The organism is Candidatus Nitrospira allomarina (assembly GCF_032050975.1).
In the GTDB taxonomy this organism is placed as follows: Bacteria; Nitrospirota; Nitrospiria; order Nitrospirales; family UBA8639; genus Nitrospira_E; species Nitrospira_E allomarina.
This window is the reverse complement of sequence record NZ_CP116967.1, coordinates 1,320,041-1,335,369: the sequence shown is the minus strand read 5'-3', so window position 1 is coordinate 1,335,369 and position 15,329 is coordinate 1,320,041. Positions and strand designations below refer to the sequence as shown.

Here is a 15,329-nt window from a genome sequence, read left to right as displayed (position 1 = left end):
ACCTGTTTCCTCCCTCCCTCTCTCTCATTCACTCACTTGCTCATATTTATTATGCTTCATATTTATTATGCTTGATTTTCTCACCCCCACTTGACGCTCAGAGAGTGTTCCATTCATTGCGTCCCCAAATGGACCTGTGTGGTCAATAGGATGTGATCCTATTCCCCGAATCATTTGGCTCCAGGCGAATTTCCCACGGGTCTGATTGGTGTGTGGATGCAATGACCCCTTGGAATAACGTAGGATAAATGCCATGCTTCAACTTCCCTCATGGCCCATGGCACTTCATTCGCATTTCTTTGTTACTTTTTTCCCGGATTTCCCCTTAATTTCACATTTCTTCCTTCCGACAAAGTCAGTAGCAACATTGTTGTAGAAAAACAGCCCGCAACGGGGCAGATAATTTGTATATTCTTTGCCCCATGACCACACACAACCAGAGGTCTCAATTGTCAGACAAACCCGATCCGGACGTATGACTGAAATCGAGAGTTAACATGTCCTTCGTTCGACTTCATGCAACCGCTCTGCGACTGGGATTGTATATCAAGATTGAGGGATCTTGGTTCAGTCATCCGTTCCCAACCAATTCATTCAAAATCGAATCGGCGAAAGATCTCGAAACACTTCGTGGACTCATGAAGGTCAAGTTGTATTTCGATCCAGATCGTTCAGACCCGGAAGGGACTCCTTCCGACCACACCAAGGCGCTTGACCGGAAGGGGGTTCAAAGCCCTGAAGAAACGGATCAAGAACCTTCAAACGGATCTGAGGCCATCACCCCACACGATTCCATAGAAGAGGGAGCAACTCCGGAAGATCCAATACAACGAAAAGTCGCCCAACACCAAGCTTTCCAGGTCTACCAGGAACATTTGCAAGCAGTTGGTGGTCAATTTCAGGAGGTGGTTCAAGAAGCCAAACAGGTCATGCAGGACGTGATCACTGGTCGACCCCGAGGACTCCGGACGGCCCAGAAAATTGTCGGAGAGCTTTATGAGATTCTTGATATCGCGGACAACTCGAGAGCACTGCTAAACCTCATCGGTTCCAACGAACCGAATGAGGAATTTTTCCTGCATGCGCTCAATGTCTGCTCATTATCTCTCATGGTCGGACAGGATTTAGGATTATCACGGGAAGAAGCTGAAAAGCTGGCTCTGGGAGCTTTGTTCCATGACATTGGGGAACTCAAGTTTCCGGCAGAGCAATTATTACGAAAAGGGTCGATGTCTGCTTCCGAACGGAAGAATTTTTTGAGTACGCATCCGAAATACGGCGTGGAGTTGGCCGAGAAATTGCCTAATTTCCCTTATGAAGCGATTGACGTGATTCGCCAGCACCATGAACGCCTCAACGGATCAGGATTCCCAACAGGGAAAAAAGACGACCAAATCAGTAAATTCGCCAAAATTGTTATGGTAGTGGATGAGTACGATGAATTGTGCCATCACCCGGACCCAGCCAAATCTCTCATTCCCTCAGAGGCCCTATCCTATTTATACGTCAAATGCCGGCCCACCCTATGGCATGACGTGGTCGTTTCGTTAATCAGTCAGTTGGGTGTCTACCCTCCAGGCTCACTGGTTAACCTGAGTAATCAGAAAATTGGAATCGTCACCAGCGTGAATCTCGCGAACCGGCTCAGGCCGGTCATCCTCGTCTATGATGAACACACCTCTTCAGATGAACCCATTATTTTGAACCTGTCCGAAGAGGATGAGTCGCTCTCCATTGTCAGTGCCATTCGACCCGTTGACCTTTCTGCCAAAATCAGGGAATGCCTCAACCCTCGTCGAATCATCAGCTACTTTCCCTCTGCCTCTTCCGCAGAATCCGGAGTCGGGGGCCTGCGAACGTTGGCCGGATCCACATAATCCCTGCACAGGAACGCCTCGCTAGACCATCCTCACGAACACATCTTTTGTCGTGGGCTACGTGGAGACCTATGAGCGAAAAGACCGCCCAACGATCTGACGGATCCAGGCCACCCATGTTTTCCTCGCTTCAAGAGGAACCTCGGGATCAGGATACTCCACCCACAGCTCCTGATTTCCTAGATACTGCTCACCAATGAAGATGCGTTGGGTTCGTAATTGCCGATAGCCCCTCTCATGCAACATGTGAATGAGACCGTGCAGGACCTGATCTTCGGTAGGAACGGGATCGACATTTATCTGAAGCGATTCATAGCGGAGCCTGGCCTGGAATCCTCCTTCACAGGGAATGACATGAATTTGCCGATTAAATCCACGGTCACGGTCATCCAACCCGGCTACATGATAGATATGGACGTGAGGAGATGTAGAACTCATACGCGTAAGGGCCTATCATACCTCGGCTTGTCATCTTCGCATAAGAGGAAAAAGGCCGTCGAGCCCCCGGAGGCACGTACAGCCTTTGCCCGCACCCATACAGATTCTCTTCAGCCCACAGCATGCCTTCGTCCAAAAGTCGGCGCTCTCGACTACCGGCATAATTCATCATTTTCCGCTAACTCCCCTTGCACTCACTGGCGCGCTTTTCGTATCGTGTTCCCGAAGTATTGTCACTGAATGCTGGGGGAATATTTATGTCGTATTCCTCATTTTCATGTATTCCCATAAGACCCCATGCCAAGTCCGCTGTCCCTTCAAAACTCGGTTGAACGCCCTCAAAAAAATCGGGGGCAAGTCTTAGGTCTAGCCTTGCTTGTGGCCACAGTGGTTTTTGTCGTGGACCTCTTCCTCCCTATGGGAGTCGCCGAAGCGGTCCCTTATGTCGCTGGCGTGTTGATTGCCCTCCGGTCTCCGGATAAAAATGATCCGTTGCGTCTGGCCGGTCTCTGCACCCTTTTAACAATCATCGGGTTTTATTTTTCGCCTTCGGGAGCCGAACCATGGATTGGCATGACGAATCGATCGATTGCCTTATTTGCGATTTGGTCGACCGCCCTGTTAGCCATGCAGGTGAGAGAGTCTGACGAGGCGACTCGTGACCAGAGTTCCATGCTGACCGGCATCTTGTCGAATATGCCGGCTGTGGCATTTCGAATCGATCAGGAAGGGGTCATGCATGATTCCTTCGGGCGCGGCCTGGCTCGTTTCGGGTTAAAGGAACTGGCCGCCATTGGCCGTATTCCCTTGGAGCCACCTGATCGGATAAAAAACCAAGTCAAGCAAGGAACTCTTGCCAATTCAGTGTTTTACGAAAGCAATGGAATCCTGCAGGGTAAGCCCTGGTGGTTTTTAAATTGCCTGTGCAAATTGGAAGGCGACCAACCGGACCTCATTGGGTTCGGCATTGATATTACTGATCGTAAGCGTGCGGAGCGACGTCTGGCCTTGCACGATGCCATCGCAGACATCCTGACCACCGCATCTAACATTTCAGAGACATATCCCCAAATTCTCAAAGCCATTTGTCACACACTGGATTGGAAGGTGGGAATCCTCTGGCGAATGGACTATCACCGACAGGCTCTGGGAGCCGCCGTCATTTGGCCACCGGACTCTCCTCAAGCTCAAGCGATGTCATCATCAAACTCCAGTTGGTCGCTCACGCCTCCTGTAGGATTGGCTGGACAGGTGTGGGACATTCGAAACCCTCTCTGGATCAGAGACCTCGCCGACTACCACAAAGACCCTAGAAACCAGGTGGCCTTGGAAGTGGGACTTCACGCCGGATTCGCCATTCCCATTTGCCTAGCTGGGAATACGAGAGCGGTGCTCGAATTTTTCTCCCCATTCCCGGAGGAAGCGGATGATATGCTGCTTCAACGGCTTTCCAATATCGGTTTTCAAATTGGGCAGTGTATCGAACGGGAGCATAAGGAACGTCGACTGGCCACGCATCACAGTTTAACCAATGTTCTCGCCGAATCAGCTGGAATGACTCAGGCGGCCTCCCTTATCCTGGAAGCCATTGGTGACAATTTAGGATGGGATCTCGGAGCTATCTGGACACTGGACTCCTCGCAACAGGCCTTGCGTTGCCTCAATGTCTGGCATTCCCCTCACCTAAACCTGGATGCCTTTCGGCAGGCCTCCCAAGCGATCACGTTTGCACGGGGTGTGGGATTACCCGGTCGAGTTTGGAAAAGCGGCAAACCGTCATGGATCACCGATGTGGTATCCGACCCGAATTTCCCGCGCGCGGCCGCTGCCGCACAGGAAGGTCTCCATTCCGGATTCGCCTTCCCCATGAAATCGGGGACCGAAATTGTCGGCGTCATCGAATTTTTCCACAGAGATATTCAAAAGCCCGACGAAGAACTGCTGGCCATGTTTGACTCCATTGGTCTTCAAATTGGCCAATTCATCCAGCGGACCGCCAAGCAAAGTTTCAATGGATAATCGATGGTCGCGTGAATTAATTTACGGCCCGACTGATTGGTAACCACGACATGCACCGGGTCTATCATTTCCTAAGAGCATTTGTGACCTATCATCCGAATCTACCGCCTCCCTCCTAAAAAATGGCTGCTACTTTTCCAGTGCTTTCATGGGTTCATGGCCTTCATTTCAATAACATACGGGGAGACCTGTATGGTGGATTAGTGGCGGCGGTTGTAGCCTTACCGCTAGCCTTAGCCTTCGGAGTGACATCTGGACTCGGGGCCATTGCCGGTCTGTATGGAGCTATTTTTGTGGGGTTTTTCGCAGCCCTCTTCGGCGGGACTCCTGCACAAGCCTCAGGACCAACCGGTCCGATGACCGTCGTGATGGCCGGCATTATCTTGAACTTTGCCGATGAACCGGCATTGGCATTTACCGCTGTCATCCTCGGCGGGGTCTTCCAAGTCTTATTTGGACTGATGGGATTTGGTCGGTATATCACTTTGGTCCCCTATCCGGTCATTTCAGGATTCATGAGCGGCATCGGAGGAATTATTCTCATTCTTCAGGTTGCCCCCTTTCTCGGTTTGGAAGCAAAGTCCAAAGTCGTGGCCAACCTCATGGCCATGCCTGATTACCTCCAATCGTTTTCTCTCCCCGCCATGTTGGTGGGTTCTCTCACATTGGCCATTGTCTATTTCACTCCCCCCACTATCGGCAAACGCCTTCCCCCGGTGTTGTTGGCTCTCATCGTTGGAACGATGGTCGCTGAGATGTTCTTTCCAACCCTTCCGGTTATCGGAGACATTCCCACAGGATTTCCCACCCCGATTTGGCCGGCCATGCATATCAATGCTCTCGTCGTAATGGTTGAAGAAGCCCTCGTCCTGGCATTATTAGGAACGATTGATAGCCTACTGACTTCTCTCGTGTGTGACAATATGACACGGACCCAACATGACTCCAACCGAGAATTAATCGGCCAGGGCATTGGCAATATGGCTGCGGGGTTTTTCGGAGGCCTCCCTGGAGCCGGCGCCACTATGCGATCCGTGGCAAACATTCGAACTGGAGGCCGCACACCTCTTTCTGGCATGTTTATGGCGGTCGTCCTTCTCGGCACTCTTCTTGGCTTAGGCCCTCTGGCTGAAAAAATTCCACTTGCGGTTCTCGCCGGTCTGCTTATCAAGGTCGGAATCGATATTATTGATTGGCGATTTCTGAAACATATGGCGCAAGCTCCACGAACCGAAGTTTTGGTGATGATCGTAGTCTTATTGGTCACGGTGTTGGTCGACCTCATCACGGCGGTTGGCATTGGCGTGGTACTGGCCAGCGTGATGTTCGTGAAGCGAATGGCCGATCTGGAACTTGAAAACCTCAGTGTGATCACGGGTGCCTCGACAGAAACACCGCTGTCGAAAGAGGAGCAACGCATCCTGAACCGAAACCGCGAGCGCATTATCATGATTCATGTAAATGGGCCGATGAGCTTCGGATCAGCTAAAGACATGGTTCGTCGCTTAGAATCGGTGAAAAGTTTCAATACCTTTTCCAGCGTAATTCTCGATCTCACATCGGTACCTTCCATCGACGGAACCGCTGCGTTAGCCATCGAAGACATGGTGGCGATGGTGAAAACTCATCAGCAGGATGTCTTTTTTGTGGGTATGCGTCCGGGAGTCGCTCGAGTTCTCAAAGGACTCGGGGTGCTCCATAAGGTCCCACCTGAACATCGATACCCTCTTCGGTTGGATGCATTACGCCACGCTGCTTATATAGGCGGATCCACCCATCCGTACGATGTCCCTCCCACAGAAATTCAATCTAATCATTCAATACCTTCATGAGGTAGTTTTTGATAATGTAGCCTTCTCTGTTTCTGAAAAAGCATTAATAGTGTAGCTGAGAAACTCTGCCCTGCACCCACCCCTTTTAAGGCCGGGATGCGAGAAAGGTCACCAATCAGTGCATTGACCCTAAAAGTATTGGTTTAATCAGTCAGACTCTATCTGGGACCGCCGGTCCGAAAGGTTACCTAACTGAAATGAAGACAACAGTCCCTCAAGCGCTCATACAGAATTTCCTGAACCACACTCCAACGTGGTACAAGCTGACCATTCTAGGATTTTTAATCCTCAATCCCATCTTGTTGATGAGCATTGGACCGTTTTACACCGGATGGGTCCTCATCCTGGAGTTTATTTTTACGCTGGCCCTGGCTCTCAAAAGTTATCCACTGCAACCCGGTGGTTTGCTCGCACTTGAAGCGGTCCTATTGGGAATGACTACACCCGCTACGGTCTATCATGAAGCACTCAATAATTTTCAGGTGATCCTGTTATTGATTTTCATGGTGGCCGGGATTTACTTCATGAAAGATTTGCTTTTGTTTCTGTTTACGAAAATTTTATTAGGCGTCCGTTCAAAAATTTTGTTGGGACTCTTGTTTTCCATTATGGGTGCCTTCCTTTCGGCATTTCTCGATGCCTTGACGGTCACGGCGGTCATCATTGCCGTCGCCTTGGGTTTTTATAACATTTACCACCGGGTGGCCTCTGGTAAATCGTCTCAAACCTCTCATGATTCGACAAGCGATCAGGAAATCGGCTCGCTTCACCGCGAAAATTTAGACAGCTTCCGAGGCTTTCTTAGAAATTTATTAATGCATGGAGCGGTGGGAACAGCCTTGGGCGGAGTCTGTACTCTCGTGGGGGAACCTCAAAATTTATTGATCGCGGACAAGGCGGGCTGGGAATTTATGGAGTTCTTTTTGCGCATGGCACCTGTGACAATTCCAGTTTTAGCCACGGGATTGTTAACCTGTATGTTTGTTGAAAAAATACGATGGTTTGATTATGGCTTTCAACTCCCGGATCCCGTTCGCCTCATTTTGGTGGAATTCGAAACTGAACAACAGAAACGACGGGATTCCGGGGACACGGCCAAGCTTATTATTCAAGCGATTGCCGGCATTTGGCTGATTGTTGCCTTGGCCTTTCACCTGGCGGAGGTGGGAATTATCGGACTCACGGTGATCGTATTTATTACCGCCTTTAACGGGATTATCGAAGAGCATCAGCTTGGAGAAGCGTTTAAGGAAGCGCTCCCTTTCACGGCTCTCCTCGTCGTCTTTTTCGCCATTGTGGCGGTCATCCAGGATCAGAATCTGTTTTCCGGCATCATCGGGTATGGATTAAGTTTGCAAGGATCTCATCAAATCGGCATGTTTTATCTGGCCAACGGTGTTCTTTCGGCTATCAGCGACAATGTCTTTGTTGCAACGGTTTACATTCAGGAAGTGCTCCGTGCCTTCCAGGCGGGCACCATTACCCGGGACCAATTTGACCTTTTGGCCGTTGCCATAAATACCGGCACGAATATCCCCAGTGTGGCAACCCCCAACGGACAAGCCGCATTTTTATTTTTATTAACCTCCTCACTGGCTCCGGTTATCCGCTTATCCTATGGGAAAATGGTATGGATGGCACTTCCCTATACGTTGACCATGGCCAGTGTCGGCCTGTTTTCCGTGTATTTTTTGTTGGATCCGGCGACAGCATATTTATACGAGACCGGACTCATCCAACACCATAGCTTGGATAGCTCGGGCCATCCCACAGAACCGCTGGCACATTAATGATTGAAGAGGTCAGATAATAAGATCGGGAAAAGAAACGGCATCTCTGCATCAAGGTTGACACATGGCTCGATGCAAGAGAGGAATGAAATGGTGAACCACTTCTGAAGCCCAATCGTTTGTTGTGGCCCTCGCCTCTTATTACGGGGCGAGTGTCGCCACAGTTTCATTGCCCTGAATCACTCGTTCCGGATAGAGGACAATTTCCACACGACGATTTTGAGCTCTTCCCTCTTCTGTCTCATTCGTCATCACCGGTCGCATATCGGCATAGCCCGTCGCTGAAAATTGTTTGGGATCCATTCCGGTTTGTTCAATCAGATACCGTAACACTGTCGTGGCGCGTGCCGTTGAAAGTTCCCAATTAGTGGGGTACTGTTTTTGTAGTTGTCCATATATGCGGTGATTGTCCGTGTGGCCTTCCACTTGAATATTTTTCCCTGGCACGGTCGCTAACACCTGACCCACCTGCTTCATAATCCTGAGACCCAGAGGGGTCAAATCTGCTTCACCCGATTCAAACAGGACTTGTCCCAGCATGGTCAGGACCAATCGATCATGGTGTTGAGTCACCACCAGACTGTTGCCAAATTTGTCCTCAAGGGCCTTGGTAATGCGATCAATCTCCTCCCCGACTGTGAGTACTTCATATTTGACCTTCTCCAATTGCGCTTCCTGAGCCTCCCGAGCTTTTCGGACCAATTCCAATTCATGTTTTAAACGCTCCACCTCTTTGAGCCTGGCCTCCAGCGCCGAAAGCTCTTTTTCCAACTGACCATTCTGTTCACGAAGGTGGGACATCTGACTGATTTGCCGGTCCAAACCCGACCTGACCTTTGTGAGCGCAGCCGCCAAATCATGAAAATCCACCGGTTCTCCTCCAAAAAGAGGATCAGTCAAAGACCCGGCTCCTTCCGAGTTTACGAGTTTTCGGATTTGCGTATACACCGCTTCGACTTCTTGTTGGACCGCGGCTAATTGTTCTTCCTTGATTTGATCTTGCACTTCAACGGTATGCTCAAGGGCCGTCTTAGTTTCTTGAAGCTGCAGGACTTCTGCTTGCTTCTCTTCAACAGCCTGCTGCAAGCGCTCAAGTTCCGCTATCGTGGACTCTTGACTTTTTTCGAATTCTTGGAGAGCACGTTCATGTGATTGTTGACTCACACAACCGACTACAACCGCACATGCCACTGCCACAAGTAAAGTGTTCCACAGTTTCATAGTGCCTGCTCCTTCACGTTTCCCGCCTCTCCTCACCCCAGGTTCTCTACTATTAATGACACCTGAGCATTCAAGACTGGTTGGTAACTTTTGGCCTATATGGTTTCAATCTACTCTTCTGGGTGCGATGGCCAACCTGAGTGACCGGAAGGTTCATTCGCCACCAGAGAGAGCAGTGAAGATTATTCTCGGCATTCTGGATCGGTCACTTGAGAAAACCTGCAGAAACAAGGAGGAAGTTGCTCCAAGAGGTCAGAATGACCTGTCAATATTTCCCAATGAGCACCACCGACAGTGTTTCAATTCGCAGGGGATCAATGCGGAAAGAGAAAGGGAGAAAATGTTGGCGCGGAGGGGTATTGAGGATAGAAGAAATCATGATCTCTCGTTCTCACCAACCGAGAGACGGCCAACCCATGGTTTATCGGAAACTATCGTTTTTATCGCGATTGCCGGCCTCGTCCCTCACCGAAGAGACACCTCGTGGATCATCCCCACCTGGTACTGTGCCATATGCTGAGCCAAGTGCGTGACGCTCGAATCCATCATCTCCATGAGTGGTGACGGGTACAAGCCGATCCCCAAGATTAAAACGGCAAGAGGCATCACCGTGACCAACTCTCGCATGTTCAGATCCGGTAGTTGTGCAATGGTCGAATTTTTTGGTTGACCCAACACCACTCGTTGGAGCATCCAGAGCATATACGCCGCCGCAAGGACAATGCCCCCCATGGACAACAAGACCATGACATAGCTTTCAAAAGACGTTCCGACCAAGACCAAAAATTCTCCAATAAAATTGCATGTACCAGGCAGTCCGAAGGATGCCACTGAAAACAGACAAAAAAGAGCCACAAACCGGGGCATCGATTTTTGCAATCCTCCGTAATCCTGAATCGACCGGCTATGGGTTCGATCATACAATTGACCGACCGCCAAAAAGAGGGCTCCTGTGGTTATTCCATGGTTCACCATCTGCAAGATGGCTCCTTGAATACCATAATTATTGAACACGAAAATTCCCAATGTCACGAATCCCATATGCGAAATGGACGAATACGCCACCAGTTTTTTCAGGTCCGATTGGGCCAAGGCCATATACCCCCCATACACAATAGCCGCCACGGATAACCACAAGATAAAGGGGGCAAAGGTCACTGAGGCCTCAGGAAACATGGGGAGACAAAATCGTAAAAATCCATATCCACCCATTTTCAAGAGGACCCCGGCCAGCAGGACGCTCCCGGCGGTGGGGGCTTCGGAATGGGCATCCGGTAACCATGTGTGAAACGGCAGCATGGGTAATTTAATGGCAAAGGCTAGGAAAAACGCCAAAAATATCCAAAACTGGGCGTCGGGGGAATAGGTGTTCTCTGCCAAGGCCAAAATATCAAATGTCCGCCCCCCTTCCACGTACAATCCGAGTATCGCCAAGAGCAAGATCAGGCTTCCGGACAAACTGTACAGAACGAATTTGATGCCGGCCGCTATGCGTTGGGGGCCACCCCACAGAATGATCATGAAATACATGGGAATCATCGTGACTTCCCACAACATGAAAAACAAAAACAGGTCCAGGGCCGTAAAGACCACAATCATGGCCCCTTCGACCAACAGAATCATGGCCATAAAGGAGCGTACACGAGTGGTAATTGACTTCCAGGAGCATAGGACGCAAAAGGGACAGAGCAGAGTGGTGAGTAAAACCAGAAGAAGACTGATACCATCCACTCCGACAGCATATTGAATATTAAAGGTGGGCATCCATGCCATGCGTTCCACAAATTGCATCCCTTGAAAGGAAAAATCGAACTCTTTCAATAGAACCAATGAGAGAGCACCATCCCCCAGCGTACACCCGAAAGCCACACGCCGAATCCATTCCTGATCCTGAATGAAGGCAATGATCGCAATGCCCAAAAACGGAATAGCAATCATGATACTCAAAAGATGTTCGGTGAAGATTGTGTTCATAGTCTCCCCTTCATGACATGCCGGTCATGGCACCTCCAGGACATGAAAGACGCCCTCTCGTTTTTCACACTTCGCGGGCTTGAATTTCAGTGTCGTGTTCGTTATCCCTCAATCACTGACAAGCTATCTGCGGAATCACACGACAAACCAAAACAACAACCCAATCCCCACAATGAGCCAGAAAATCATGACCAGTAAATGGTGCTGTAACGTGCGAGGCTCTAGTTCCTGTATCATATTCCCTGTGCTCGCAGCCTGATTCCCGGCACGGACCACATTCTTGTCGAGAACTTTGATCTCGATTCTTTTCCATAACCAGTTGGCGATACCAAGGCTGCGTTGGCCGACACCCACAACGACCCGATCGACACCACGAAGGTCCACCACCCGCCAAAGCCAACCGGCCATTCCTACGCTGTTCCGTCCCAAACCTACTACCAGCCCGTCAATTCCCCGAAGGTCCACCACCCGCCACATCCACTTCGCCGCCAACACCGACACATTTGCGATTCCCATGATCAGGGCGTCAAACACATTCCGGTCGACAACCCGCCATAGCCATCGGGCTAACCGGAGAGTGGGCACCACAACATACGCCTCATATATTTCATCGAAATACAATTTATTCAGAAAGTGGACATACCATCGCTTGCTCATATCCGATTGCTGGAACCAGGAACCAGAAAATTTTGTCAAAGAAAAATACCCGACCGCGGTACCGCCTATAGCCACGGCACATGCAAAAAGAAGTTGCAAGCCGGCCTCATTCGAAGTTTCCTTTGGAATCTGAGCCATCCGATGTCCCACGACAGGGGACAGAAATTCCGAAAACCAACTCCACAAGACCAGCAACAGGCTTCCAAAAATTCCAACGACAGCCAAAATTCCCAGAAAGTGGATGGGGGAAAAGAAACGAGGCTGGATGCCCTGCCTCCCCATTCCACTTCCATGACCTATCACATGCGGTTGACCAAACAAGATTAGGACACCCCGCATGACATACACGGCAGAAAAAAATACCGTCAGAAATCCCAACATCCAAAAAGTCCATTGGGCGGAGGATCCCGGTTGAATCATCCACAATCGCTCATACGGGCCGAAAAAAATGAGGAACGGCGGAAGACAGGCCAACAGCAAAGCGCCTAACACTAAGGGCCCCGTAAAACGCATTGATGCCCCATGAGGAAAATGCGACGAAGACACATGTTCATGGGAGCCAACGGAACGAAGTGCATTTCCAGTCGACAGAAATAAGAATCCTTTCAAACATCCGTGGGCTAACATATGAAAAATAGAGATGACAAAGGCTCCGACTCCGCAAGTCAGGATCATGAAGCCGATTTGACCAATGGTGGAAAACGCCAGCATACGCTTAATATCCACCTGAGTCAGGGAGACAAGGGTTGCAAACAGTGCGGTCACGCCTCCAACCAATGCAATAACGGCCATGGCGTCGGGCGAAAGGATCACGAGAGGACTCATGCGAACCAACAAGAAGGGTCCGGCATTCACCATGGTCGCGGCGTGAATCAACGCGGAAACGGGTGTGGGCGCTTCCATGGCAAAGGGGAGCCAGACATGGAATGGCACTTGTGCGGACTTTCCCATGGCTCCCAGGAAAAGAAAAAGTGTAATGAGCGTGAGGATATGAATGGGTACGTCTCCCCCTAGCCAGCCGAACAGGTTGATGGTGTTTCCCTGTATGGATGAGGCTTCCCCTACAATCGTCTGAATATCCAGTGTTCCAAAAGTGGAATAGGTCAGAATGACCCCAAAACCTAAGCCCACATCCGCGACCGAATTCACGAGAAAGGCCTTGGTCGCGGCCTGAGCAGATGATTGCCGCTCCCCCCAATGAGAAATTAACAAATATGAACAAATCCCCATGATCTCCCAGAACATAAACAGCATGAGCAGATTATTGCTCATAACCAGCATGATCATCGAAAACGTAAACAGCGCGATGACCGCAAAGAAACGGTTATACCGGGGATCGCCGATCATATAACGTGACGCATACACATGCACCACACTGCTCACACCGGTCACCAAGAGCAGAAGCAACACCGTAAGCTGGTCGACATAGAGACCCAAATCTACAACCAGGTCTCCCGATTTAAATAGTCGGTAGAGTGGAATGGAGAAGGCCCCGTCTGATGCGACTCGAGCAAACGCGATGGCGGAAAACGCGAAGGAGAGAGCCATCGCAGGAATGCCGATCTTGTGGCCTTGCTCTCCAAGCCAGGGTTTCCCCAACACGAGAATCAGGACGGCCATCAGAGGAAGGAGGGGAATAAGGATGAGGAATGTCATAATCAGGATGTCACCAATGCCCGATCCTGCTAAAGCCCGGGTGGAACCGCGTTTTTGAGGAGAAAGCTGACAATGTGATCGCTCATCAGTCCCAAAACAATGACCGCCACCGACGTGGCGCCGAGACTAATTTTCACCGCCAATGGAATCTCACGTATGAGAGCAGGTTGCTGGGCGGAGCGGTCGCGAAATACCCGTTCAAATAATTTCACGAAGTAGGCCAGAGTTAACAGAGTCGCAATCAGCACCGCGACAATGGCAAGGTAATTTTGCGCTTCCACCGCGCCAAGAATGATATACCATTTTCCAAAAAATCCCCCGGTTGGAGGAATCCCGATCATCGACAGGGCTATGACGACCAGAGCCACCGACATCCATCCCGTGCCTCCCTGCAGTCGCCCAAGATCCTCAATCGTGCGAACCCCGTAGAGATGAATAATCGCCCCCGCCCAAAAAAACAATCCCGCTTGCATCACGGCATCATTCAAGAGGTAAAACACTCCTCCGACAAAACCGGTTTGATTTCCGAGACTAATCCCCACCAGAATCAATCCGATATGCGAAAGCCCTCCATACGCAAACATGCGTTTGATTTCTACTTGGGACAGAGCCAGGAATGCGCCAACCAGGGCTGCAAGAGCCCCAAGAATCCCCACTAACACCAAAAGGCGGATCTGATAGACCACCGCCTGGGCCCCAAGAACCCAAAACATAATGCGAATCCATCCATACAGCGCGACCTTCGTCACTAAAGATGCCAGCATCGGTGACACTCTATCTGGCGCATACGTATACGCATCCGGCAACCACCCGTGGAGGGGTACTAATGCCATCTTGATACCCAGTCCGATGAACATGAATAACACACCAACGGCAAGGGCCTTGGATGTCACCAGAGGGGGCACCCGTTGAGCCAGATCTGCCATATTGAGCGTACCCGTCTCGGCGTACAAATACCCTACTCCCAGGAGATATAAGGAGGCTCCGAAGGTGCCTAAAATTAGATACCGGAACCCGGCAACAAGCGCTTTCCCACCGGCCAACCCGACCAAGGCATACGCACACAGTGCGGATACTTCTAAAAACACGAAAAGATTGAACAGATCCCCGGCAAACACCATGCCGGTCAGGCTGGCGATCAATAATAAGACCAGGGTATAAAATGGGACAATCCGACTTCCAAGGTAAGGAAACAAGACTGAACTGAGGAAAGTGATACACACCAATCCAACGAGACTCAAAGCCACGGTCATGACGCTGGCCAAGCCGTCCGCCACCCACTCAATCCCGACCGGAGCGGCCCATCCCCCAAAGTCATAATGAATGGTCCCGTTTTGAAGAACTCCTAGCAAATTAGCGAAGGAAACCGGGACCATCGCAGCCAGCACACCAATTGATAATGGCCGACACCACTCACGATGCTTGATCCCGATTAATGGTAAACAAATGGCCAAACCGAGAGGTAAGAGGAAAAGAATTGCGGGCAGGTGTCGCGTCATTCCAGCCTTTTTAGAATTTCTTCTTCGTCCAGGCTGCCGTATTTTTTATAAATGGCATCGGCCAGCGCCAAAGATACTCCCAGGGTGGCAACACCCACCACAATCGCCGTCAATGTCAGCACATGAGGGAGAGGATTCGCATAGACTTCCGGTCGAACGATCTCGGTAGTGGAGAGCAAAATAGGCACCGTGGCGCCTTGCTTGGCACTTGTGGTGACAAGGAAAAAGATCACGCTCGTTTGCATGAGATACATACCAATGAGTTTTTTCACCAGATTGTACCGGGTCACCATAATATAGATGCCCCACAGAAACAGCAGGACAAAGGCAATGTAGTTGGGGCGCTGAAGCCACCCTCCGATCATC

General features: G+C 50.3%; 10 protein-coding genes. 4 read left to right on the top strand and 6 right to left on the bottom strand.

Annotated elements, in window-relative coordinates; all coding sequences use genetic code 11:
- Nucleotides 1–497: 497 nt before the first annotated feature.
- Nucleotides 498–1,877, top strand: a complete 1,380-nt coding sequence (locus PP769_RS05800; RefSeq protein ID WP_312645990.1) for a cyclic di-GMP phosphodiesterase — start codon at nt 498–500, stop codon at nt 1,875–1,877.
- Nucleotides 1,878–1,946: 69 nt separating this feature from the next.
- On the opposite strand, the gene PP769_RS05795 is transcribed toward PP769_RS05800, so the two are convergent.
- On the bottom strand, nt 1,947–2,315 hold the full coding sequence (locus PP769_RS05795; protein ID WP_312645989.1) for a hypothetical protein: 369 nt from the start codon (nt 2,313–2,315) through the stop codon (nt 1,947–1,949).
- A gap of 297 nt (nt 2,316–2,612) precedes the next feature.
- Between PP769_RS05795 and PP769_RS05790 the strand changes: the two genes are divergently transcribed.
- The 3 genes from PP769_RS05790 (at nt 2,613) to nhaB (ending at nt 7,956) form a co-directional block, all read left to right on the top strand.
- The gene (locus tag PP769_RS05790) at nt 2,613–4,334 is read left to right on the top strand and encodes a GAF domain-containing protein (protein WP_312645988.1); all 1,722 of its coding nucleotides are present in this window, start codon (nt 2,613–2,615) and stop codon (nt 4,332–4,334) included.
- Nucleotides 4,335–4,474: 140 nt separating this feature from the next.
- Nucleotides 4,475–6,166, top strand: a complete 1,692-nt coding sequence (locus PP769_RS05785; protein WP_312645987.1) for a SulP family inorganic anion transporter — start codon at nt 4,475–4,477, stop codon at nt 6,164–6,166.
- Nucleotides 6,167–6,363: 197 nt separating this feature from the next.
- Entirely contained in the window at nt 6,364–7,956 is a 1,593-nt protein-coding gene (gene nhaB / locus PP769_RS05780) for a sodium/proton antiporter NhaB (RefSeq protein ID WP_312645986.1), read from the top strand.
- A gap of 141 nt (nt 7,957–8,097) precedes the next feature.
- On the opposite strand, the gene PP769_RS05775 is transcribed toward nhaB, so the two are convergent.
- The 5 genes from PP769_RS05775 to PP769_RS05755 all read right to left on the bottom strand — a co-directional run bounded on the left by PP769_RS05775 (nt 8,098) and on the right by PP769_RS05755 (nt 15,328).
- The gene (locus PP769_RS05775) at nt 8,098–9,177 is read right to left on the bottom strand and encodes an OmpA family protein (protein WP_312645985.1); all 1,080 of its coding nucleotides are present in this window, start codon (nt 9,175–9,177) and stop codon (nt 8,098–8,100) included.
- Nucleotides 9,178–9,642: 465 nt separating this feature from the next.
- Nucleotides 9,643–11,151, bottom strand: a complete 1,509-nt coding sequence (locus PP769_RS05770; protein WP_312645984.1) for a complex I subunit 4 family protein — start codon at nt 11,149–11,151, stop codon at nt 9,643–9,645.
- A 135-nt stretch (nt 11,152–11,286) separates the two neighbouring features.
- On the bottom strand, nt 11,287–13,464 hold the full coding sequence (locus PP769_RS05765; RefSeq protein WP_312645983.1) for an NADH-quinone oxidoreductase subunit 5 family protein: 2,178 nt from the start codon (nt 13,462–13,464) through the stop codon (nt 11,287–11,289).
- 29 nt (nt 13,465–13,493) lie between these two features.
- A complete protein-coding gene (locus PP769_RS05760; protein WP_312645982.1) occupies nt 13,494–14,963 on the bottom strand; it encodes a complex I subunit 5 family protein in 1,470 nt (489 codons plus the stop codon).
- Nucleotides 14,960–15,328, bottom strand: coding sequence for a cation:proton antiporter subunit C (locus tag PP769_RS05755; protein ID WP_312645980.1), 369 nt, complete (start codon nt 15,326–15,328; stop codon nt 14,960–14,962). The genes PP769_RS05760 and PP769_RS05755 overlap by 4 nt, the downstream gene beginning before the upstream one ends.
- Nucleotide 15,329 lies beyond the last annotated feature (1 nt).

Excerpts from the sequence above, each read along its gene's own strand:
- PP769_RS05800 (WP_312645990.1), top strand. The coding sequence starts at position 498 with ATGTCCTTCGTTCGACTTCATGCAACCGCTCTGCGACTGGGATTGTAT.
- PP769_RS05795 (WP_312645989.1), bottom strand. The coding sequence starts at position 2,315 with ATGAGTTCTACATCTCCTCACGTCCATATCTATCATGTAGCCGGGTTG.
- PP769_RS05790 (WP_312645988.1), top strand. The coding sequence starts at position 2,613 with ATGCCAAGTCCGCTGTCCCTTCAAAACTCGGTTGAACGCCCTCAAAAA.
- nhaB (WP_312645986.1), top strand. The coding sequence starts at position 6,364 with ATGAAGACAACAGTCCCTCAAGCGCTCATACAGAATTTCCTGAACCAC.
- PP769_RS05775 (WP_312645985.1), bottom strand. The coding sequence starts at position 9,177 with ATGAAACTGTGGAACACTTTACTTGTGGCAGTGGCATGTGCGGTTGTA.
- PP769_RS05770 (WP_312645984.1), bottom strand. The coding sequence starts at position 11,151 with ATGAACACAATCTTCACCGAACATCTTTTGAGTATCATGATTGCTATT.
- PP769_RS05765 (WP_312645983.1), bottom strand. The coding sequence starts at position 13,464 with ATGACATTCCTCATCCTTATTCCCCTCCTTCCTCTGATGGCCGTCCTG.
- PP769_RS05760 (WP_312645982.1), bottom strand. The coding sequence starts at position 14,963 with ATGACGCGACACCTGCCCGCAATTCTTTTCCTCTTACCTCTCGGTTTG.
- PP769_RS05755 (WP_312645980.1), bottom strand. The coding sequence starts at position 15,328 with ATGATCGGAGGGTGGCTTCAGCGCCCCAACTACATTGCCTTTGTCCTG.